At 45.3% G+C, this 22,284-nt stretch carries 21 protein-coding genes, 1 pseudogene and 1 riboswitch; of the genes and pseudogenes, 8 read left to right on the forward strand and 14 right to left on the reverse strand.

Going from position 1 to position 22,284, the window contains the following annotated elements; genetic code table 11:
* The first annotated feature begins 18 nt into the window (after positions 1–18).
* The 4 genes and pseudogenes from ACUALS_RS06265 to ACUALS_RS06280 all read left to right on the forward strand — a co-directional run bounded on the left by ACUALS_RS06265 (position 19) and on the right by ACUALS_RS06280 (position 5,876).
* Positions 19–358: pseudogene (locus ACUALS_RS06265) on the forward strand (GFA family protein).
* Between the two features lie 235 nt (positions 359–593).
* A complete protein-coding gene (locus ACUALS_RS06270) occupies positions 594–3,011 on the forward strand; it encodes a M9 family metallopeptidase (RefSeq protein WP_454449120.1) in 2,418 nt (805 codons plus the stop codon).
* Positions 3,012–3,420: 409 nt separating this feature from the next.
* The gene (locus ACUALS_RS06275) at positions 3,421–4,407 is read left to right on the forward strand and encodes a cytochrome-c peroxidase (RefSeq protein ID WP_039476891.1); all 987 of its coding nucleotides are present in this window, start codon (positions 3,421–3,423) and stop codon (positions 4,405–4,407) included.
* Positions 4,408–4,595: 188 nt separating this feature from the next.
* A complete protein-coding gene (locus tag ACUALS_RS06280; RefSeq protein WP_005470718.1) occupies positions 4,596–5,876 on the forward strand; it encodes a DEAD/DEAH box helicase in 1,281 nt (426 codons plus the stop codon).
* Between the two features lie 54 nt (positions 5,877–5,930).
* Here the strand turns inward: ACUALS_RS06280 and ACUALS_RS06285 are convergent, their stop codons facing one another.
* The 12 genes from ACUALS_RS06285 to ACUALS_RS06340 form a co-directional block, all read right to left on the reverse strand.
* Positions 5,931–6,428 (reverse strand): copper resistance protein NlpE, encoded by a 498-nt coding sequence (locus ACUALS_RS06285; RefSeq protein WP_454449121.1) that lies wholly within the window; start codon positions 6,426–6,428, stop codon positions 5,931–5,933.
* A gap of 187 nt (positions 6,429–6,615) precedes the next feature.
* A complete protein-coding gene (locus ACUALS_RS06290; protein ID WP_038138390.1) occupies positions 6,616–7,464 on the reverse strand; it encodes a tetratricopeptide repeat protein in 849 nt (282 codons plus the stop codon).
* A 135-nt stretch (positions 7,465–7,599) separates the two neighbouring features.
* Entirely contained in the window at positions 7,600–8,265 is a 666-nt protein-coding gene (locus ACUALS_RS06295; RefSeq protein WP_454449122.1) for a response regulator transcription factor, read from the reverse strand.
* An 89-nt stretch (positions 8,266–8,354) separates the two neighbouring features.
* Positions 8,355–9,233: a hypothetical protein gene (locus tag ACUALS_RS06300; protein WP_454449123.1), complete on the reverse strand. Its 879-nt coding sequence runs from the start codon at positions 9,231–9,233 to the stop codon at positions 8,355–8,357.
* Entirely contained in the window at positions 9,223–11,703 is a 2,481-nt protein-coding gene (locus ACUALS_RS06305) for a fimbria/pilus outer membrane usher protein (RefSeq protein ID WP_454449124.1), read from the reverse strand. The genes ACUALS_RS06300 and ACUALS_RS06305 overlap by 11 nt, the downstream gene beginning before the upstream one ends.
* Entirely contained in the window at positions 11,684–12,358 is a 675-nt protein-coding gene (locus ACUALS_RS06310) for a fimbrial biogenesis chaperone (protein WP_334475278.1), read from the reverse strand. The genes ACUALS_RS06305 and ACUALS_RS06310 overlap by 20 nt, the downstream gene beginning before the upstream one ends.
* A gap of 1 nt (position 12,359) precedes the next feature.
* The gene (locus tag ACUALS_RS06315) at positions 12,360–13,064 is read right to left on the reverse strand and encodes a fimbrial biogenesis chaperone (protein WP_005470849.1); all 705 of its coding nucleotides are present in this window, start codon (positions 13,062–13,064) and stop codon (positions 12,360–12,362) included.
* 66 nt (positions 13,065–13,130) lie between these two features.
* A complete protein-coding gene (locus ACUALS_RS06320; protein ID WP_005470712.1) occupies positions 13,131–13,625 on the reverse strand; it encodes a hypothetical protein in 495 nt (164 codons plus the stop codon).
* Positions 13,626–13,710: 85 nt separating this feature from the next.
* Complete coding sequence (locus ACUALS_RS06325) at positions 13,711–14,211, reverse strand: hypothetical protein (protein WP_454449125.1); 501 nt, start codon at positions 14,209–14,211, stop codon at positions 13,711–13,713.
* A 187-nt stretch (positions 14,212–14,398) separates the two neighbouring features.
* On the reverse strand, positions 14,399–15,004 hold the full coding sequence (locus ACUALS_RS06330; RefSeq protein WP_331399619.1) for an alpha-ketoglutarate-dependent dioxygenase AlkB family protein: 606 nt from the start codon (positions 15,002–15,004) through the stop codon (positions 14,399–14,401).
* A 19-nt stretch (positions 15,005–15,023) separates the two neighbouring features.
* A complete protein-coding gene (locus tag ACUALS_RS06335) occupies positions 15,024–15,968 on the reverse strand; it encodes an endonuclease/exonuclease/phosphatase family protein (RefSeq protein ID WP_331402452.1) in 945 nt (314 codons plus the stop codon).
* 164 nt (positions 15,969–16,132) lie between these two features.
* A complete protein-coding gene (locus ACUALS_RS06340; RefSeq protein ID WP_454449126.1) occupies positions 16,133–17,614 on the reverse strand; it encodes a carboxypeptidase M32 in 1,482 nt (493 codons plus the stop codon).
* Positions 17,615–17,805: 191 nt separating this feature from the next.
* Here ACUALS_RS06340 and ACUALS_RS06345 point away from each other — a divergent pair, with 191 nt between their 5' ends.
* Positions 17,806–18,453: a LysE family translocator gene (locus tag ACUALS_RS06345; protein WP_454449230.1), complete on the forward strand. Its 648-nt coding sequence runs from the start codon at positions 17,806–17,808 to the stop codon at positions 18,451–18,453.
* 32 nt (positions 18,454–18,485) lie between these two features.
* Here the strand turns inward: ACUALS_RS06345 and ACUALS_RS06350 are convergent, their stop codons facing one another.
* On the reverse strand, positions 18,486–19,853 hold the full coding sequence (locus ACUALS_RS06350) for an alanine/glycine:cation symporter family protein (RefSeq protein ID WP_454449127.1): 1,368 nt from the start codon (positions 19,851–19,853) through the stop codon (positions 18,486–18,488).
* Between the two features lie 108 nt (positions 19,854–19,961).
* A riboswitch (glycine riboswitch) is annotated at positions 19,962–20,063 on the reverse strand.
* Between the two features lie 391 nt (positions 20,064–20,454).
* Between ACUALS_RS06350 and ACUALS_RS06355 the strand changes: the two genes are divergently transcribed.
* The gene (locus ACUALS_RS06355; protein ID WP_454449128.1) at positions 20,455–20,697 is read left to right on the forward strand and encodes a hypothetical protein; all 243 of its coding nucleotides are present in this window, start codon (positions 20,455–20,457) and stop codon (positions 20,695–20,697) included.
* A 56-nt stretch (positions 20,698–20,753) separates the two neighbouring features.
* Here the strand turns inward: ACUALS_RS06355 and ACUALS_RS06360 are convergent, their stop codons facing one another.
* Entirely contained in the window at positions 20,754–21,092 is a 339-nt protein-coding gene (locus ACUALS_RS06360; protein ID WP_038138362.1) for a YggL 50S ribosome-binding family protein, read from the reverse strand.
* Positions 21,093–21,344: 252 nt separating this feature from the next.
* On the opposite strand from ACUALS_RS06360, the gene ACUALS_RS06365 reads away from it, so the two are divergent.
* Together ACUALS_RS06365 and ACUALS_RS06370 are read left to right on the forward strand one after the other, a co-directional pair.
* On the forward strand, positions 21,345–21,503 hold the full coding sequence (locus tag ACUALS_RS06365; RefSeq protein ID WP_005470825.1) for a hypothetical protein: 159 nt from the start codon (positions 21,345–21,347) through the stop codon (positions 21,501–21,503).
* Between the two features lie 18 nt (positions 21,504–21,521).
* Positions 21,522–22,256: a chromosome partitioning protein ParA gene (locus ACUALS_RS06370; protein WP_038215048.1), complete on the forward strand. Its 735-nt coding sequence runs from the start codon at positions 21,522–21,524 to the stop codon at positions 22,254–22,256.
* Positions 22,257–22,284: the final 28 nt, after the last annotated feature.

The following is a 22,284-nucleotide window of genomic DNA, read 5'->3' on the forward strand; positions in this document are numbered from 1 at the left end:
TTAGAGATAAGAGTGGATATGGAAATCTCCTGCCATTGCGGAAACATCGTTGTTAAAGCGGATTTACCAAAAGAGATAGCGTCATGTAATTGCCTCGATCTGCCGCCGATACGCAGCGTATTGGGCGTACTACTCACCAGAGCAAGTAACGGTTCGCTACTTAAAGGAGCCACCTGTGTTTTACATCTGGGGAGACAAAGAAGTAGAGTTTCATCGCTGTAATCTGTGCGGGTGCTTGACGCACTACGTAACGACAGAGGCGTGCGATGCTGATGTCGTCGCAATTAATATGCGAATGGCAGAAGAGGAAGTCTTGAAAGATATCCCGCTAAGACTCATTGACGGTAAAAATTACTAACCAAATCCAGGCTCAAGTCTGGCTTTTCTCTTCCTGTCAGTTGATTTTATCTTTGATATTTCAATCAGTTGTACAACATTCTCCAGATGTATAGTCGGCAAAAGCCTTTATAAATTAGAGTTAAATATCTATTTTATGAACCGGCTTCATAAATTTTATGCAACTCAATTCATTTTGGATGCTGTAGTGAATATAACAACGCGCTCAAATATATAACTAATCAATGAGTGTTGTTATGTCTCATACCCGTCTATTCCCACGTCATCGCTTGGCGCTCGCTTGCATGCTTGCTGGTGTTTCCAGTTTCTCATTCGCTCAACAGCCGTGCGATGTTACAGATCTTCAACGAGCTTCTGATCTTGCGTCTGCTGTGTCAGAAGCCACTCATCATTGTTACAGTGATTGGTTTTCTGCCCCCGCTGATTCACTCAACGATATTTACAGTGAAGCGAGCTTAAGCCGTATTCAAATCGCGTTAAATCAAGCCATCGCAAGCTATCGCGGTAAAGCAGAACAAGCGCGCAAACTCGAAAACCTGGGTGAGTTTGTCCGCGCGGCTTATTACGTTCGTTACAACGCGCAACAGCCGGACTTTTCTCCGGCATTGAGCCAACGTTTTGCTCAGTCGATTAATGCGTTCTTAGCCAATCAACACGCACTAGACCAAGGGCGAGAACAAGTCGGGGCGATGAAAAGCTTGACGTTGATGGTTGACAATGTGAAGCAACTGCCTCTCACGATGGACGCACAACTTGCGGCGCTTGGTCACTTCAATCGTGAGACGGCGCAAGACACACAATGGGTTGATGGGCTGAATAATCTTTTCCGTGCGATGGCTGGTCATGCCTCGCGAGATGATTTTTACCAATACATGGTGAGCCATACACAACACATTGATACGTTAGCAGCGTTTGCTCGTGATAATACTTGGGCATTGGATACGGATGCGAGCTTCTTGGTTTACAACGCCGTTCGCGAAACCGGACGTTTACTAGCCAGCCCAAACCCAGCCACTAAAGAGAAAGCTCTGCGTGCTATGCAGCAAGTGATGGAGCAAAACCCGCTTGGTAGTGAACACGACAAGTTATGGCTGGCCGCCGTCGAGATGATGAGCTTTTACGCGCCAGAGGGGTTGAATGGTTTGGATATCGAGCAGGCGAAACGTGATTTGGCGGCTCGCGTACTGCCTAATCGTCATGAGTGTCAAGGACCTGCGATCATTCGTTCTCAAGATCTCACGCAAGATCAAGCGATTCGTGCCTGTGAGGTCTTGGCTGAAAAAGAGGCTGACTTCCATCAAGTGGCGAATACGGGCTATCAACCTGTGGCGGACGACAACAACGAACGAGTTGAAGTCGCCGTGTTTGCCAACAACAGCAGCTATGTGGATTACTCCTCTTTCTTGTTTGGTAACACGACAGACAATGGCGGTCAGTATTTGGAAGGTAATCCGGCACAAGCAGGCAACGTGGCGCGCTTTGTCGCTTACCGCTATGACAACGGTGAGGCGCTCTCTATTCTTAATCTAGAGCATGAATATGTTCATTACCTCGATGCTCGCTTTAATCAGTATGGATCGTTCAGTGACAATTTGGCGCATGGCTACGTTGTTTGGTGGCTAGAAGGCTTTGCTGAATACATGCATTACAAACAAGGTTACGATGCGGCGATTAGCTTAATTACTGATGGCAAGATGAGCCTATCTGATGTGTTGGCGACCACTTATTCTCACGATACCAATCGTATTTATCGCTGGGGCTACTTAGCGGTTCGCTTTATGTTGGAAGAGCATCCGCAAGAGGTAGATAGCTTACTGGTACTTTCTCGTTCTGGTCAGTTTGCTGAGTGGGCAAAGCAGGTTCAATTATTGGGTGAGCAATACAATGGCGAGTTTTCCCGTTGGTTAGACTCTGTCTCTAGTGAGCCACAGCAGCCTGAACCAAATCCGGGAGAGCCGATAGAGCCTTCTGATCAAGTCACGCATCTTGTAGCAAATCAGAGTGTGGTGCTTAGCGGCGCAGCATACAGCGAGCAACTGTTCTATGTGGATGTGCCTGAGAACACCACTCATTTTGATGTGGCAATTCATGGTGATAGCCAAGGTGACGCAGATTTATATATCAGCTATGAAAATGAAGCCCATTACTATGACTTCGAATACAGCCAATATGGCGATGGCAGCAACGAGACAGTGACATTTGAGCCAGAGCAATCGGGTTACATCAAACCGGGTCGTTACTACATCAGCATTGCGGGCCGTTCGGACTTTAATGACGTAACGTTACAGGCGTCACTAGTGACAGAAACCCCAACACCGCCAGCACAAGAGCAAGATGACTTAACTCCAGTGGTATTTGAATCTGGCCAAGCGCAAACCTTAACAGTGCACCAACAGCGTTACGCAGCGGTTTATGTACCGCAAGGCGTGCAACACGTAAGAGTATGGCTGACGGACAAGTCAGGACGCGGCAACGTTGATTTATACGCCAGCCAAACCTATTGGCCAACCAAGGGGCAGCACGAGTACGCATCCAACTATTGGGGCAGTAATGAATACCTAGAGGTTCCGGTAACGGAGGCGGGGTATGTGCACTTTTCACTGGTTGCCGATGGACAAGGCGACGATGTTGAGATGGTCGTCTATTTCCAGTAGTGGAAACCAAGCAAAGCCGAGCAGCTGTTCGGCTTTGCAACGTCATTAGATTGGTTGAATTAAGATGGTCAGATTAGCTAACGAGTTTATACTGTTCTTAAACTTATGATTTAAATGACGTTATTTGGTTGGTTTACAGTGATAAGTCGTTAATTGATATAGGTCAATCTTATCATTGATTATTTTGTTAATAGATTTGTTTCATGAATGTTAATTAAATCCTGTGCGCTTTATTGGCTGTGGTGTTCAAAAAGCAATCAGTTTTAACATCGTTTTTTGCCATAAAAACCATCGATTTTTTGCATTTCATTGCTCAAATCAATTCTATTACCGTGGTTTCCAGAGCGCATCAATAAGAAATTGCGCCACTCTAGTGAGATATACCATCACTTGAAAAGGAAGCCATGCTATGAAAACAGTGATAGCTGCCAGTCTCTTAACTGCGTTGTCGTTTTCTGCCTTTGCCGAGCGGCAATCGAGCGAGCCAATCCAAGTCATAGAGCCTGTAGTTGGCTTGGACCAGAGCAAAGTCGACTTGGGTAAAACACTTTGGTTTGAGCCACGTCTATCGGCCTCGAACACCATCTCTTGTAACTCCTGCCATAACCTAGCGAAAGGTGGGGTAGACAACCTCCCAAGTTCCATTGGTCACAAATGGGCGATAGGTCCTATTAACTCTCCAACTGTCTTGAACTCCGATCTTAACTTCGTTCAATTTTGGAACGGCAGGGCAAAAGATTTGCGCGAGCAGGCGGCGGGTCCCATTGAAAATCCATTGGAAATGGCGTTCAGCCACGATTTAGCGGTTGATACGTTACAGTCTATTCCCCAATATCAGGCTTGGTTTAAGGCGGCCTATGGCGTCGACACGATTACAATTACTGAAGTCACCGACGCGATTGCCACTTTCGAGCAAACCCTTCGCACGCCCAACTCGCCATTTGATCAATGGCTCAAAGGCGATGACAGCGCCCTGACTACCGCTCAAATTGAAGGTTATCAGCTCTTCAAAGAGAAAGGGTGTACCGCGTGTCACAGTGGCCCGCTTGCTGGTGGTCAGATGTACCAGAAAATGGGACTCGTGAAACCGTTCGCGACCGATAACCCAGATATTGGGCGCAAAGCCATTACTGGAAACGAGTTTGATAAGTTTGTCTTTAAGGTTCCGACCTTACGAAACGTTGAACTTACTTATCCCTACTTCCATGATGGTTCTGTCTGGCAGTTGGAAGAGGCCGTTTCGATGATGGCGGATTTACAGCTGGGCAAAAAGTTGACTAAAGATGAATCCGGTAAGATTACTGAGTTCCTCAAATCGTTAACGGGTGAGCAGCCGAGTATTACGTTGCCACACTTGCCGCCTTCCGCTGACGAGACTGCAAGACCTAACATCTAACGTTCTAGAGCCCTTAATTGGGCTCTTTTCGTTTACATTGCTGGCAAATTTCGACAAGTTCGCTGCGATTTTCACCGTTATGTTGACTAAATTTAAAATAACTCCCCAATGATTCGAATATTGCTCTATAATCTGCGACCGTTATTTTGGTTATGCTTTGAATTAGCCGTTAGCTTTAGGAACAACATATGTCATTTGCATCACAAAACTTTTCTCCAGAAATCGTGAAAGCACTTACAGAGTGTGGCTATGAGAAACTGACTCCAGTCCAACAAAAGGCGATCCCTTTTGCTCGTAAAGGGCATGACATTCTAGCTAATGCGCAAACCGGCACAGGTAAAACTGCAGCGTTTGCTCTGCCTATTGTTCAGAACATTCTGGATAACGAAAAGCCGCGCCAACGTCACCAAACTCGTGCGGTCATTCTGGCTCCAACCCGAGAGCTTGCGGCGCAAATCGCATCAAACATCCAAGATTACACCAAGTACACAGACGTAAAGACCGTGGCCATTTACGGCGGCGCGAAAATGTCATCTCAACAGAAAGCGTTGGAAGCAGGCGTAGATGTGTTAGTCGCGACTCCTGGTCGTCTGATTGAGCACATGGACATGAACAATGTGTCGCTTGCAAATCTTGAGTTCTTAGTTTTTGATGAAGCAGATCGTATGTTGGATATGGGCTTTATCTCTGCGATTGAGAGCATTATGGCGGGCGTTAATACCAAGCCACAAACGATGCTTTTCTCAGCCACATTCTCAGCTCAAATGAATACCTTGGCGGGCAAAATTCTTCGCCAACCAAAACGTGTTTCCGTCGCGCGTGAAAACGTGACTGCCGACACAATTGCGCACGTGGTTTACCCAGTTGAGCAAGAGCGTAAACGTGAACTGCTTTCTGAACTGATTGGGCGTAAAAACTGGCAGCAAGTGCTGGTTTTCGTCAACTACAAAGAGACAGCGAACGAGCTTGTGAAAGAGCTGAAGTTAGACGGCATTAAAGCGGTACTTTGTCACGGTGATAAAGCGCAGAGTGCACGTCGTCGTGCCTTAGATGAGTTTAAGTCTGGCAAAGCGCGCGTGATGATTGCAACAGACGTCGCCGCTCGTGGCCTCGACATTCAAAATCTGCCACACGTGGTGAACTTTGATATGCCATTCTTAGCGGAAGATTATGTGCATCGTATTGGCCGTACTGGACGTGCGGGTCAGCGAGGTAACGCGGTATCTTTTGTAAACCGCGAAGAAGAGCTGACGCTGCAACAGGTTGAGACCTTAATCGGCCAGCGTATCTATCGTAAAGAGCTCGAAGGGTACGAGCCGAAAAACCGAGACGCGCTACTAGAACGTATGCACACTAAGCCAGCGTTTAAGAACCGCAGAACGCGTCAAAACAACCCAAGTGATTCAAACCAAGGGGCAGCAGAGCGACGCTCTCGTTTACGCCGAATGATTCGCAGTAAAAACTCTTAAAAACAAAAGGAGCCTAGATGGCTCCTTTTGTTTTATGTAAGTATGTTGAAGCTATTACTGTTTTTGCAGTTGATAGTGCTCGGCGAGATCTCCTTTAACGCGTTGACCGTTTTTATCGAGCATGAACAAGATGTTTTCGCCGACGAAGAATTGATTCGCGCCAGTTTCATTTTCAAGCGTGATGATGTTGCCCTCATCATTCCAACTCAGTTGGCCATGAGATTCAAAGAAGCCATCCTCTTTACCTAAATAGGTTTGATTTACGCTGTAACTGCCATCATGATTGAGGGTGATTTGTGTTTCAATGCCTTCGCAATCTGCACAAGGTAAAATCCCGAAGTAGGTGCCGTTCCAATCTAACGAGTTGTTCGCGGTGTGTTGGTCAATCACCTCAAAATCCGTCTCGGTTGACTCTTGAGTTGGGGTTGCAGCTTCTGCTTCGGCAACGACATTGTCCATTGAGGCTGTTGTCTCGTTTGTCTGCTCATCTTGGCAGCCCGCCAGTGCGATTGCCGCGACGCTAAGACCCACCATTAAAATTACTTTTTTCATCTGACTATCCTATCTATTGGGGAGGTGCAGTAATGGTAAGTTATGACACTGAGCACTCGTCAGAACTGAGTGAGATCATTTACAAGTTTTAGTGAGTTTATTAGCCAAACCATAACAATAGCCAAAGGTGGGCTAAGGGCGGGGGCTTAGTGTTTAGGAGCCAGCGAGTTCACTGGCTCTTAGAGAATCAATCATCAAGTACAGGAAGTAGGGCATCAAAGTGAGGGTTGCCATGCAGCCCCTCAAGATCGGGTTCGGTGTTAATCAAGTCTCTAATTGAAGGTGTCGCTTCAATTGCGCGTTCTAGGTCTTCAATGGCTTGCTCCTCAACGCCCAATCGCGAGAATGCACATGCGCGTTGGTATAAAGCAGGACCGTTTGTGGTGTCTAGCTCAAGAACACGGTTACACAGACTTAGCGCCCAGTTGTACTCTTTGATCTCCATTGCTGCGTCGGCTTTGTAGGTGAGCGCTTCGAGGTCACCTGGACGAATGTTTAAGATCTCGTCATAGACATCGATACGTTGTTCGGCAGTCGGCATACTTTGCGCGCGAAGCCAGAGGTTATGGATCTCGTTAATGCGTTCAATTTCTTTGTTGTTTTCGCTGATGATGCGGGTTTTACGTTTCAAGTCACGCTCTAGAGCGCTGAACTTTTTCTCGTATTCGCCTGCGATCGCTTCCAGACGCTTATCGGCCATCTCTTTGGTGTTGTTTTTAAACTCGCGAAGGGACTGCCATCCAACAAACGCGATAAGAGAAGCTACACCAGCAATAATATAGAAGAAGTAGGTGACCGTGACGTTGGCGTAGTTCAGAGACTTATCCGCGACCGCAAGTTCTCGGTCTGTCATTTGGATGGTCAGGCGTCTTTCTAAATCTTGCTGATCCTGACGCAACGATTTGAGTTCATCGATGATGTAGCGCTCCATCAATGGGCGATCGAGCAGATCACTTTCTGAGTACTTGGTGGATTCGGCATGGCTAAGGGAAGCGAAGGTGAGAAAGAAAGCTATAAAAAGAGGAAATAATCGCATAATCAATGGGTACTGTTGTCGTTCTCAATAAGTAAACAGTAACAAAATCACACGCAGTTGAGTATGGTTAGGCAAGATTAATCCGAGATTAGGGGAGAGCAATGACTGATGGCAGCACCATCAGCCATACCCGAATCAGTTGCTGTGTTCAAAAAATTGATTCGATACTTTGTTGATGACCTCTTTTCGACAACGGACATTGAGCTTTTTGTAGAGCTTATACACGTGAGTTTTGACGGTACTTTCCGCCACAAAAAGCGCTTCAGCAATTTCCAAGTTGGATTGCCCTTGAATAATGCGCTCCAATGTTTGTTGCTCCCGTTTTGTTAAGGTTGTGTTCAACTCTTGATAGTTGATGGCATAGGGTCGAAACTCATTGAGCATCTTTACCATCAGTTTACGCGGAAGCCACATGTCATTGTTACTAACGGCATCTAAACAGCGAAATAAATGATCAATCGGCGCCTCTTGGTAGAGAATGCCTTTGAGTCCCCGGTAGCGACACAACTCTATGTCGACACCTGTCTCAGGGACATCATAAACGATCAGGGTAGCGGTTTCCTGAGAGAAAAAATCAATCAATTCGCTTGTTGCATTGCTTAACACGTTGTATGAAACAAGAGTAATAGTTCTTTGGTTTATTGTTTGAACACCATCGTCACAAAAGTATTGTGGTAACTTCCTCGTAAAGCGGAATTTGTTTTTCTTTTCAATTTCTCGTCGAATAAACTGATTCTGTATACAGTTAAAACCAACCAGCACCACATCCAAAATTTCTCCATTGTTCTTATTCTTTACCATGACCAACCTCGTGATGATATTTGTCCCTGTCAACATAGACCACGGAAATGTCAGCAGCTAGGTCATATTTGTCTCACGCATGAGAATTCTCAGGGTTGGAGAGTCAAATTCGGCTCAATCGAGATCTGTATCGTGTCTCTGTATTTGCCTCCTGGCCTATTGTTGGTGTCACCCACCTCAAATTGAATGTCCATTGGTGAGCCAGAAGTGGGCTGGTTACGAGTAAGTTGGGCGATGGTTTGTCTAAGGTCTAGTCGCCGCTGGTCGATACTCATTGAGTAGTCGATATCCCAGTTATTGTCGTCGCTCTCATGTCGCAGTTTTCCTTGGTTGTCTGAGCTTACCGATATTGAATAACCGGAGTTGGTTTGGACCCAAAGTTTAGGCGCGGAAGTAATGATTTTATGCGAACTCAGTTCACCCATATCCAATTGGTAATAATTCTGAGCCAAACCATAAAACTGAATTTTTGCAATTGGTAGTACAGTCATTGAAATAGGCAGTGTTTTGGTGAACGTTAACGATGAACTTGTTGATGGCTGGTTGAGAAGGCTTGCTTCTAATTTGCCCTGATAGTTTCCGGCCTCAATCCACTGGAGTGAAGGGTAGCGCAGTTGAAATGTGGTTGTAGGTTGTTGGCTTGTCAGTTCTACTTTCCATTGGTTACCGCTTAAATGCCCTTGACCAAACCACTCGAAAATTAACGCTTCGTTCGCTCCGTTGAGAAGGCTTTTGTTTCCGTCTTCAAGTTCGACTGTGATGGTTGCTACGCAATCTTGTCCGATAAATTCAGCGGCAACTCTGTAGTTGTTTGATACTGAAAACTGAGAGGAGGAAAGTACGTTGTAGTTTGTTTGCTCGGACAGAGTTTCTAGGGCTAACCCTCTGAGTTCACATTGACCAAAGGCGAATGTTGAACAGAGCAGAAGCGAAAGTGCCACAGTTTGTGCATGGATGTTATTCAACATATAAATCTCCTAAGCGAATGAGAACCTCACTGTTTGGGCTAAGCGTTATGGTGACTGACTGCTGACGTTTGTTGCTTAAAGTCAGTGTGTATGTGCCCGCTTTTAGACCGGATATTGCGAACAACCCGTTTCGGTTAGTGAAGAATTCAATTGGGTCTTGTGTATCGTCAGTGCGATATGCTTTGCCTGCAATTAGCGAAATTGGCGCATTTGTATTTGGGTCAATGAGGGTACCGATTACCGTCAGAACGGCATCAGAGCCCACTTGAAGTAAGTAGCCTTGTTTGTATCCTGGGTTTAGCCAAAAAGCACCGTCACCTAAGTCATACCCAGGGGGCAGGTCTTCAACGTCGTACGTGAGTAGTCTTGTGTTGTATGCAACTAAATCAGGGACAAGTGCGCTACTCTCACCATCACTGTGCACACGTGCGTGTTCACCATCATTGCTGGGTTCTACGGTGAGGCGGTTTTCTCTGAGACTTGAGTGCTTAGTGACGATCGCGAAGGCATCTCGGACTGGGCGACCAACAGCCAGTTTAGTTCCAGCAAAGGCGATGGCACTACTGAGCTCCACACGGGTGTTGTGGCTTCGAGTCTGCTCACTGTAACTATCAACGCGTGTAGTATGATCTGCGTTAGCGATGAATTGATTCCCAGTGTAGTTGACTCCCATGTCAACACTCGTATCGACATCTCGGTTGCGTGTGATTGAGGCAAAACTCGACACACCACCCGTGTTACCAATGTTATTTTGGTACGTGTAGTCTAGTGAGGCTTGGTCAGTGTCGCTGTTGTAGCGCCCCACCAGTCGAGTTGTTTTACCAAACGGCCAACTTAGCGTGATGGAGGCGCTCCAGTCGTCATCCTCGATTTTATTGTATCGATAGTTGAGTTTCGTACTCCAAGTCGCTGGCGTCGCAAAGAAGGAACCAGACAAACTGGGGCTTACGGTGACATAGTCTTTGTCTCGGTCGACTCCAGAACTGTAACCAACTGAAAGAGCGGATCGTATGTTGTCTATCAGATACATCGAACCAAACAGTGACGCATAATGGGTAGTCGGATTTATAGGGGACTCCGTCACGTCGTGGCTATTTATGCCCGCATAATCCTCGGATTGGTACTCATAAATGAAGCTTAATTGCGGTCTTAGGTGATTATCATCATCAAACTCTGCGTCGAAAGCGAGACGGTAAGCGCGGCCAGAACCCAATGTTGGATGGTGACTGAAAGAGGGCGAAAACTCGGTTACACCCAACGACGAGGCAAGTAGAACCGTTCCACCATATTGGTACAGATCGTCTCTGGTTTGGGCGTTTATTCCCGCTGTCATCCAAGGTGTAAAGCCGATATCCAAGTAGCCGTGAAAAACCTTTTGGTCCGTTAGGTACTCGATTTGTCTTTCTTTGCGTTGGCTTGGTACACCGTACATTACGCTGTATTCGAATTCCCCAGAGTTGAGCAGGTCGTTGCCGGTAGCAACGGAAAACTCGATACGCTCCTGAGCGCCACTCGGGTCGGTAATGAGCAGTTCGACGTCATTGTTTCCCTGCGCTAATGGAATGTCGTTGAGGTTATAGCTACCCGCGCCAAGAGTGAGTCGTTGTACGACGACGCCATCGACCACAACGTCAACACTGGATGTTCTTTGCAACGTAAAGGACTGATTGGCTTTTGGTCTTACATTGCGTGTCGGTATGAGTGTAAAGTCTCTTGTTATGCCTAGCCCGAATACATCGGTTGCATCTTGCAATAGTTTTCCTGTGTTGAACATATCGCCGACAACGACTCGAGTTCCTTGGCCTGGGATATCGAAATTCAACCGTGTTCCTTCACGTACATAAATAGCATCACTGTTGGTGCTGTTTTCAAACGCAGATTCATATTCTAGGTTTAGGCTGCCTAGAGTGAAACCTGCATCAAATCGAGAGTTATACGAGTCGATACGCTCTCTATCAACGTCAATGGATTGGCTAGTATTCGCATTGACACTAACGTTGAGGTATCCAGAGAGAAACTGTGGTGAGAGGTATTCGAAACCACTATTATCTTTCTCCAGTGAAATGTTCCTTGTGAGCCCTGCATCAGCTGGCACGGTAATGATGCACTCAAGCGTAGAGAGATCGAATGTCATATCTAGTCCAGCACGTTGGAAGTCTTCTTTGGTGAGGCGGTTTGGATTCTGCGCTTGCTCGAGCTTTCTAATTGTCTCCTCAGAAACCAAGCTGGAAAGCAGGGTTATAGTGCTTTGTTTAGGTAGCTCGATCTCGTTATCAGCGGTAATGGTGATCAGCGCCTCGCCAAGAACGGTATCGCTGACTTTGAGTAGGGAAGAAAGCTCCAAATCACGACCAGTGGGATTTAACACGACCTCAGTTTGGCTAGCGTATGACTTGGATATCCCTAACAACCATAGGCACAAGGAAGTAAGGATGATGTCTCGAACAACATTAGTTATTTTCTTGGCCATAGTAATTTCCCATTGGAATATCGACTGGCTCACTCAACTCGACATAGGAATATGGAGGGATAAAATACTCGCCAAAACCATCCTCTAAGCGGTTCATAGCGCCAGAAGGAAATTGAAAAGACAGTTGGCTGGAATATATAAAACGATTACCATTGTTCTCCAACTTTGCTAGACCTAGGTTATTAACACGTAACATCACATTGGGTTTGTTATTATCTGAGTAGACATGAACCAAAGTATTGTAGTGAATTTGAAAGTTGACGCTTGGTACTATACCTTGGTTATCTTCATTAGGTGTCTTGAGGTTTATTTGACTGAATCTAACAAAATAACTCTCAGATTGGTCAAGGTACTTATTGTCCAACCATTGTAATCGAAAGAGTTGGCTTTCATCTGGTTTTAAAATAACGGCCATAGGAAATATAAGTAATGAACTGTCGTCGGGCTGCCGTTCATAAAGCTGGCCCTTGTCGTTGAACTTAAGTTTAAATACATTCGCTTCAATGGCTATTCGTTCAGTGGAGTTGTTGGTTAGAACTATCTTTCCTGATTGATTTTTAGAAATATTAAATTCCAGGGTTGTTGGTGACAGAACAATGCCATAGGAGTTGCAAGCGAATAAAGTAAATAGTAGCCCTATAGCAATTCTGTGCATATTACTCTTCCTCAGCAATATCTATTTTTAATTTGCGTACATTAAAGTTATCAATTGGTGTCATTTCAAAGAAGCGAGTAGAATATGGAAGCACTAGAGTTCCTGCAATTAATTTGCTGATCTCAACGCCTTTCAAATATAGAGAATTATTTCCGTCATCCAATGTCCAGTTCGTTCTGGAGAGTCGCCCATAGCTGTCACCGCTATTTTCAACTTCGACAAGCCATTTCGCGTCTTTTTGTGTAACGCTTCGGATGCTCAGCTTTGGATTGGTGTTCTTGGGACGAATGTTTACCAGCGTATTGAACTGTAGTAGCAAGCCCATTTGCCCGCTCTCTTCTTTAGAGTTTTCTACTTTTACCTGTTTAACCGCGACTCGGTACGACTTGGATTGAGAGATTGAAGGATCACCCAAGTATCGAACCATGACAGATTGAGAACGACCTGGTTTAACAATTGCCGTAACTGGGATAACTAAGAGGTCGTCATCTGCGGGAGAAATGGTCTCATTGCCATATTGGTCCATAGTCATGGAGAGTGGGTAAAGTTCGACGGTAAGTGGCTTGGATGACGTGTTGTCAATGCGCATTGTCATTTGGGCGCGTTTTCCGATAGGCTCCATTTCTGCAATCATGGGCTCGACACGGTAGGCATGCGCCGTTGAAGAAACGATCAATAATCCAATTAAACTCATCCAGCGCAACATGTTTGGCTCCGATTAGAAGTTGAATAAAAAGGAGACTGCGCAAACACAGCCTCCTAACAAGTGGTATTAGTTTGAAGTAATGTTTACGGTCAATGTGTCTGAGTAACCACCCGCCCATGCCGCTGTTTCTGTTGTGGCTACATCCAATGTTGCAGCGACACCAGTCGCAAGAGTTGATGAGCCCGCGTAAGAGAGCGAGTTAGAAACATCGTTTGGACCTGGGCCCCCAGGAGTGTTTAGTACAAGAGGAGCCAAACCTGCTGGAGTGAATGTTGCTGTGTACTTCAGAGCGTAGTCTTCGTTATCATCAGATTCTAGACCGCCTTCCGCACTGGTAAGCTTCACAGTTGCGCCATCAATATCGTTACATTGAATTGCTAGGGGAATAGAAACAGACTGAGTGCTCGTAACTAAACCAAGGTCAACGAGTTGTGTAGAAAGACCGGACACTTCACATACAGGCGATACGTAACCGACGAGCTGAACATCGCCTGGTGCAGCGTGGATAGGTGTTGTCAAAACAGCAGTTACTGCAGCGGCACAAAAAGTTAGTTTTTTCATAAGAAAATTCCTTTAACTCAAATTGAAACATTATGTTTAGCCCGTTTCCGACGAGCTATGGAGCCTACCTAAATAGGCTGAGTTTCTACTTCACGGTACTGAGAATAGAGGGGATGATGTCTATTTCAACAGTATCTCGATAATGGCCTGCGTAAAGAAGGCCACGTTCTAACGTTACTCTCAATTCTCCAGTTGATGAGAATGGAATAACGCCAAAGCTGCTAATTCTATTTACATTAGTTAGGTCTTTACTTTCCGTCTTAAAACGAGTTTTTGTTTTGTCGATTTGAACTTCAAAAATGTAATCTTCAACAATATTATGGTTTTTACTCCCTAGTTTTAGCCCTCCGTTGTGTGAAGAAACCTCAATTAGAAACGGTTGATTGCAATACAACTCGAAAGGTAATGTCTCTAACTTTTTATGTGAGAGGTTTATTTCATTTCCTTGATTAAAAGAAATTTCACATCGATTGCTAATGTGACCTTCGATATCCATGGTCAAAGATTGGGCGTGCAAATTAAAACCAGCTAATAGACAGGTAAATACAATGAAAATTTGTGTGTAATTATTTGCAATCAAGCTCATTGTTATTTCCAACACAATAGTCATTAACTATTATGAAGTGTACGCAGAGAGCCTCATCTGCAAGTGGTAAACTAGGTTGATATAATTTGAGAAAGTAGTAGAAAAAGTTGGAGGTTTTATCGTGGGGGTAAACGGTATTATCTATATGATCTGAAAACTAAGTGAACCTTATTTTTTCTCCAGCTAACTATTCGACAAGATTACGAAAAGTAAGGTTAATTCTTGCGGCTCGCTGTTGTTTGGTTTTGGCTAACGTATGGAGCCAGTGGTGCTGCATTTCTCCAGCCATGATCAATAAGCTCCCTGATGTTAGGTCAAAGGTCACCTTCTGTTTTGATTGTTTGTGCTTTAGGTGAAACCTTCTTGTCTCGCCCAAGCTCAAAGAGGCGATTGTTGGGTTTATCCCTAACTCTGGTTCGTTGTCGCTGTGCCATCCATTAGAGTCTTGACCGTTACGGTAGAGGTTGGCGAGAACCGAGTTAAACGGCGCATCGGCGGCAGATTCGCAGCGGCGTTTAAGATCAAGTAAGGTCGGCAACCACGGTTCAGGGTGCATGGTTAAATTGGAATAGCGATAAGGTGAGTCTCCGTACCAACATTGAAGTCGAGGGATCGGCATGCGTTTGCCAAACAGCGTGATCTCATCTTCTCGCCAACGGATTTGTTGATTGAGTTGCTCAAACAATCGGCACGCTTCGTCAGAAGGGATGAAATTGGGCGACCAAAAGAGTTTGCCATTTTCGACCGTATGCCATGTGTTTGGGGTCACAAGTGGTTGCTCGATTTGTGTCATGCTCAGTGCCTCCCTTAGATTACAATACGAAACGCGTGGTTATGGACACAAACGCGTGATCGCTTGCATATTTGTCTTGCTCATAGCTTGGGTTAATAAGATGGGTATCAGCGACTTGATAGTCAATAATATCAGCGAGCGATACTTGAGAATTGGCCTGGAACTCTTGCGAGACCAAAATGTAGTCAAGAACATTTCCATTCGCAAAGTGGTAGTGAGTAGGTGTGCGCTGGAGTTGCCCTTCAGCATTATACACCTGCCAACTGTCTACTAATCTCAACCCACGCTCAATGCCCGTATCTTTGACCAGTAAGCCTGTTGAATCACTGTCTAATGACTGATTCATGTCTCCCATAAGCAACGTTGGACAGGGGCTACTCAGATATTCATGTTCCATAAACAAACGCAGCATGACCGCTTCCCAACCTCGTTGTTGAAAAGAGAGCCAATGACCTACGAGAGGTTGCTCTTCACCGTTGTCGTCACTTTCCGTGGGACGCTGTGACTTTAAATGACAAACATATACAGCGATGTCTCCCAGGTCAGGTACCTCAACGATCGCAAAGATGGGGTGGCGACTGAACTCTGGTAAAAGGACAGGGTAGCCGCTAAACAATTCCGCCAATGGGGTAACTGGTTTCACCTGCTTGATCGGAAACTTTGAGGCAATAGCGACAACGGGTTTTGAATAAATATAGTCGTCTTCCACATGTGGGGTTTCAACGGTTGCAAAGTGGGGGAATCCCATTTCGGTGCATAAACGTCTAGCAGCCTCAATGCTGAAAACTTCCTGTAGACCGATAATGTCAGCATCAAGGCTCATAAATCGATTTTTTGTCCAACGACATTTTCCCTCCCACGCCTCTTTCTCATAGATGTTGTCAAAATCATAGAATGCCGATGGCGGCTCTATAAAATTGAAGAGGTTGGCAGTAGCGAACGTGAGCGTTTTGTCTGTGAGCAATGGGCTTCTCTTGGATGGTGAACTATTGGTTTCAGTGTAGCGAAGAGTTGAAGGGACAGAAACCGCTTTGTTGCTGAGGTGTACTCATATCAGAATGAGGCTCTCGGTTGTTTCCGTTGATTGAATGAGAGCGGCAATTAGTTTACCGCTCTCAATTTGTCGCATTACAGGTAACGACTTCTCAGATGAGATTGGAAGTGCTGCGCGTTCAAGGTTTCTCCCGTTGCGCGAGTAACAAGCTCATCAGTAGTTAAGATGCTACCTTGGCTCCAGATATTCTCTGATAGCCATGCAAAGATAGGTGATAAATCACCGCTTTCAATTGCGCCTTCGACGTCAACGGTTTTCTTCATCGATGCCATAAATTGCGCCGCGTACATCGCGCCTAGAGTGTAGGAAGGGAAGTATCCAAACGCGCCATCTGTCCAGTGAATGTCTTGCATACAACCATTTTTAAAGTTGCCTTCTGTCGACAAACCCAGATATTTCTGCATCTTCTGATTCCAAAGTTCAGGTACATCAGTATGCTTAATCTTACCGTTAATTAAATCTCGCTCGATCTCGTAGCGCAAAATAACGTGGGCAGGGTAAGTTAATTCATCGGCATCAACTCGAATAAAATCTTTCTTTACGCGAGTGTAGAGCTTTTGGAAGTTATCTTGAGAGAAGAGTGCTTGATCGTGAGCAGCAAAATGCTGACCTGCAAGGCGTGATAGATGAGCGATAAACGCGTCACTGCGGCCAACTTGCATCTCAAAAAAGAGTGACTGAGATTCGTGAATACCCATAGAGCGAGCTTCACCTGAAGGCAGTCCCGCAAGATATTTAGGCAACCCTTGTTCGTAACGTGCATGGCCAGTTTCATGTACGATCCCCATTAGCGATTGGACGAACTCATTTTCGTCGTAGCGAGTAGTGATACGAACATCGGTAGGAACGCCGCCGCAAAACGGGTGAACACTTTCATCCAAGCGACCGTGATTAAAGTCAAACTGCAGCAGCTTCATCACATCTAATCCCATGGCTTTTTGCTGCTCAGTAGCAAACTGTCCTTTAGGTTCAATAAAGCGCTCTGAAGACTGTTTTTCGATAACGTCGTCGATAAGAGCAGGAAGCCAGGTTTTGACGTCACTAAACAAGGTGTCGAGAGATTCGGAATGGGTGCCAGGCTCGTATATGTCTAGCATCGCATCGTATGGCGATAATCCGGTTGCTTGCGCACGAATTTGTGCTTCTTCTTGAGATAACTTGACTACTTCGGCCCAGTTCTTCTCGAAACCTTGCCAGTCATTTTCACCACGCTGGGTGCGCCATGCGTGTTCACACTTCGAACCGGCTAAAGATTTCGCTTCAACTAACGCTTCTGGGAGTACGTTGGCTTGTTGCCAGTTACGTTTAAGTTCTCGAAGTGTGGCTTTTTCTTGAGTTGTAAGATCTTCTTGTTCGGCTTGCGCAAACCAATCACTGAGCTGTGGTTGAGTTTGCAAGTTATGCATGTGAACAGAGAGTTCTGCCATCGCTTCGGAACGAGCTTGGTTACCACCACTTGGCATGACGGATGCTTGATCCCATCCGCAGATTGCGCCTAAGTGCGCAAAGCGAGAAATTTTCAGTGAATGATCGGTGAGTTTTTTGAATGCGCTCATGGTTCGCCTTCCGTGACTAATAAAAACGAAAGTCTATCAATCAACCATCGACTGTCCAAGTAATTGAACACATTATTATTTGCTAAGTCTATTGAGTCAGCGAGAGTTAAATGTTGGCATGGGTCATTTATTGGTTGAAATAGACCAGCAAACCTCGCTATAACAGAGATGAAGCATATTTGGGCCAAGGAATGGGGGCGACCTTGATAGCGAACTTTGAAGCATTTTTACTTGCGATAACCATACTGACATTAACTCCGGGGCTTGATACTGCGCTTGTGATACGCAATTCCTCGCGTGGTGGGTTTAATGATGGGGCGATGACCAGTCTTGGGATCTGCTTGGGGTTGTTTGTTCACGCGACATTTAATGCGATTGGAATCTCAGCGCTATTGGCGCAATCAGCTGAGTTGTTTAATGTGGTTAAGATGCTCGGTGCGGGCTATCTAATCTATCTGGGTCTGAGCAGTTTAAAAACCTTGTTTTTGGCAAAGGGCGATCCGCAGTCAGCAAGTATCTCAGCAAAACCGCAAAGCCTCAGCCGATGGAAGTCATTGCGTGAAGGTTTTTTGTCTAACGTTTTGAATCCTAAAACTGCGGTCTTCTATCTTGCGTTTCTACCTCAGTTTATTAACCCTGAAGGATCTGCGTTTTTGCAATCGACCTTGATGGCGAGCATTCACTTTGTGATAGCGATGGTTTGGCAATGTGGCCTGGCTGGCGCATTAACTAAAGCCAAAGCGTTGTTACAGAGTGCGCGTTTTATGCACTGGATGGAAGCCACAACGGGAATGGTGTTAGTTGGACTGGGCGTTAAACTGATACTGGAAGAGCAATAAAAAAACAGCGACCTAAGTCGCTGTTTTTTGGTTTATGCTTGAGCAGATTTCATCGAAGCAAACTGCGCTGCAAAGTATTGTTTGGTTTCTTCTAGCACTACATTGCGCAGGAGAATCAAGCCAATCAGATTCGGTATCGCCATCAAGCCATTTACGATATCGGCGATAATCCAAATCATGTCTAGATGCAAGAAGGCGCCCGATGCCACCAAAGCCACGAAAATAAATTTGTAAGGTAGCACCGCTTTGGTACCAAACAAGAACACCACACAACGCTCACCATAGTAGTTCCAACCAAGAATGGTGGTGAAGGCAAAGAACATCAAACCAATTGACACGAGCATTGGACCAAAGGTGTCTGCGTTTAAGCCAACTGCAAAGGCATGCGTTGTCATTGCAGCCCCAGCAAAATCACTTTGCCACGCACCCGTCAGAATCAGCGCAAGACCTGTCATAGTACAAATGATGATGGTGTCAAAGAAGGTACCCGTCATCGAGATCAAACCTTGCTTTACACAAGAGTCGGTTTTGGCGGCGGCGGCGGCCATCGGCGCACTGCCAAGACCAGACTCGTTTGAGAAGACCCCACGAGCGATACCCGATTGAATCGCAAGCATGATGCTCGCGCCCAAGAATCCTCCAGTAGCGGCAGTCGAAGTGAACGCTGAGATAAGAACCAGTTCAACAGCGTCGAGCAGTTTGTCGGCGTTCATGATGATTACGCTTAGACAAGCCAGTACGTAGAATAGCGCCATAGTTGGAACAACTTTACCCGCGACTTTGGCGATGGATTGAATACCACCTAGAGTGACAAACGCGACAAGCAAAGTCAGGATGCTCGCTGAAATCTCGCGAGAAACGCCGAATGAAATTTCAGACGCATCTAAAATCGCATTCACTTGCGGGAAGGTACCGATACCGAAGCAGGCAACACCCAAAGCAAACACAGCAAAAAGGACCGCCAATGCCTTCGAGCCCAAGCCATATTGAAGGTAGTACATTGGCCCACCGACCATCTGCCCGTTGTCGTCTACCTTGCGATATTTTACTGCCAATAGACATTCCGCGTATTTGGTCGCCATGCCAAAGAGCGCAGCAAGCCACATCCAGAATAAAGCGCCCGGTCCACCTAGTTTGATTGCGGTGGCAACACCAACAATGTTACCTGTACCAATGGTGGCTGATAGCGCCGTACACAGCGCAGCAAAGCTCGATACGTCACCTTGCTTGTTAGAATCTTCTTTACTAAAAACCATTTTTAGCGCGGTAGGGAGGTGTCGAAATTGGATTAAGCCGAGGCTAAAAGTGAAGTAAACACCGGTACCAACAAGCAAAATGAGCAGTGGTGGTCCCCAGACGAAGCTATCTATGGTTTTCAGTAAAGTGTATAGGTTATCCATGGTTTCCCCTTAATTGATAAAGCATTACTAAGGAGAAGAGAGAAAAGCAGAGATCAAGGATCTCAAAAAAGCTAATAAAAGACAGGAAGTCTATAGCTGGTTGGTACTTTCCACTCCTCTGTCCTTTTGCCTGAGAGTTTCACTAAAACGAACTCGTTATAGCTTGCTCCTTCGGCGACCGATTTAACGGTTCTCTCCAGAGGTTCCTCCAACTACAGTCCCCGCTACCTAGGTAGCTCCTGAAATAGTTAATTCTTCGGCGAGTTATTCTGTCTAAATGTTAACATTTAGATAACAACTACTCTCCTGCAGTCTTCATCGGAACAATTACTCATTAAAACGAGTAAAAGATGGTCAATAACTCTGTTTTATTGACGTGTGAACTCTATCATAAAAAATCGCTAGTTCAACATCTGTTTTCAATTTTTATTTAATATTTAAACTGACATATAGGTGTCATAATGACCAGTTTCTATGTGTGTCTATTTGACTCTTTTGGGTGGGCTTTTGATAGTAAGTTGTTGAAATTTTGGTGAGTTTTAGATGGCACGGGTTGTGCTAAAACAAGAGTGATAATAAAAGCAGCTCTAGTGAGGTTCTTATGTTTGCTCAACAAAAAACAGACAATTTCAATTTATTACTTAATGTCTCAAATGTGGTTTTGCTCGTCACAACGTTAGCGATGCTCTTAAGTGTCTTGATTTCATACCCTTATGCAGAATACTTCAGTTTGCCAGTCCAGATTGCTGCGCACATTAGTACCATCGTAATTGCCGCTTTTCTTAAAATCAGCTACGTCGCCCGTTGCCTCGCACAATACCAGCTTGGCCTAGAGGTACGATAACGTCCCAGACAAAAAAATAGCGCCGTGATAGGCGCTATTGCTTTATTGAATTGAGGTTAGAAGTAGTTTGCGTCTAGCAGCTCACTACTTTCTACTGATTTCACTTCACTGCGAGCTTCAAGCCAAGCGATAACCTGCGCTTTTTGCTCTTCCGTTGCGTCGATGTAACGCTTTTGAGCACATAAGAAGCCTTCAAAGTGCTCAAGACCACCGCCGCCGAAGCAAAGGCCTAGACTGTCGATGTAGTCGATGAAGTCATCAACGAACGCATCGTAGCTATCAAAGTCTGTGATAGTGGTTTCACAGCTGATTTCAAAGCCAAGCATAGCAAACTCGCCCAGATAGAGCTTTTTAAGAATGCGGCGTTTTTTGTTGTCTAGTTTGTAAGGTTTCATTAGGTAGCCTCGTTGGATTTTGTCATTCTTTTATACCTTGTTTCTATTAAAGCACCAAACTTTATTCTGTGGAAACCCAGCGAGTTGGCGATAATCTGCGCATCATGCAGATACAAGGTGGTATTGCTCTAGGATAATTCGTTTTTGAAAGCAGAAAACTACCGAATGCTGACCATTTTTCCTTGTTTAGTGGTATAAATGAAGTAGTTAAACTATTCAATCCACGATGTGCAGTTAAGCTAAGGAGAGTGTATGACTCGTTTGATCGCAATCGCGTTTCTCATCGCGCTAGCGTTTGTTTTAATTCGATATCGTACCAGCGAAAAACTACAAAAATACGTCGTGGTGACATTGATTTCCGGCTTTTTATTTTACACTGCCACATTGATGGTGACAGAGTTAATCCGCTAGTGGTTAGGAGCGAGTTAAGTGAGCAAACAGACAGATATTGAAGACAATGAAGACGTTGTTGTTATAGAAGAGCGAGATCGTCGCAGTTATCTTTACATTGCGATTGCTGGTGTGCTCGGACTTGCTATTGGTGGTCTTGCTGGATCGTCGCTCACAGCCGGTAAATGGGAGAGCGCCTATCAAGAGATGGAACAAAAGTATCATACGATGATGAGCGACAAGCAGAAACTGGTGGAGCAGGTGGAAGTGCGGGTCGCCAATGTGGATTCTGAAGTCGAAGATAAACTTAAGCAAGCCATCAAAGATCAGGCCCAAGAACATGAAGCGGCACTAACCGCATTACAGTCTCAAATTGCGGAGCTTGAAAAGGTGAATCTATCGCTTGAAGAGCAAGTTGCCAGTCAGAAACAGAGCTTGAGCCAAGCATCCCAACAAAATGCGCAACTTAACCGTCAAGCGGATATCCAAGCGACGTTGTTTGAGCGCTCTCGAGAGTTGTTTCAACAAGAACTCAAAGTGAAAATGGAGCTTGAAGCGCTAGAAAAAGAGCGCGAACAATTATTGCCTAAAATAGATGCGTTGAAAGCGGATTGCGACGCCTATCTTGAAGGAACTTCTTGGGATGCGAAGTCTGATTCGTGTGATAAACAAGACGAAGCAAACTCACGCTTAAGTCAGATTAATCAGATGATTAAAGTGCATCAGATGGATCTGCAACAAATGAAAGAGCTGGCGGAGCAACTAGGTTTATAGCGATTTTCTGTTATGTACAGGCATTTTT

The sequence above is a fragment of the Vibrio sp. NH-7 genome, from assembly GCF_053643215.1.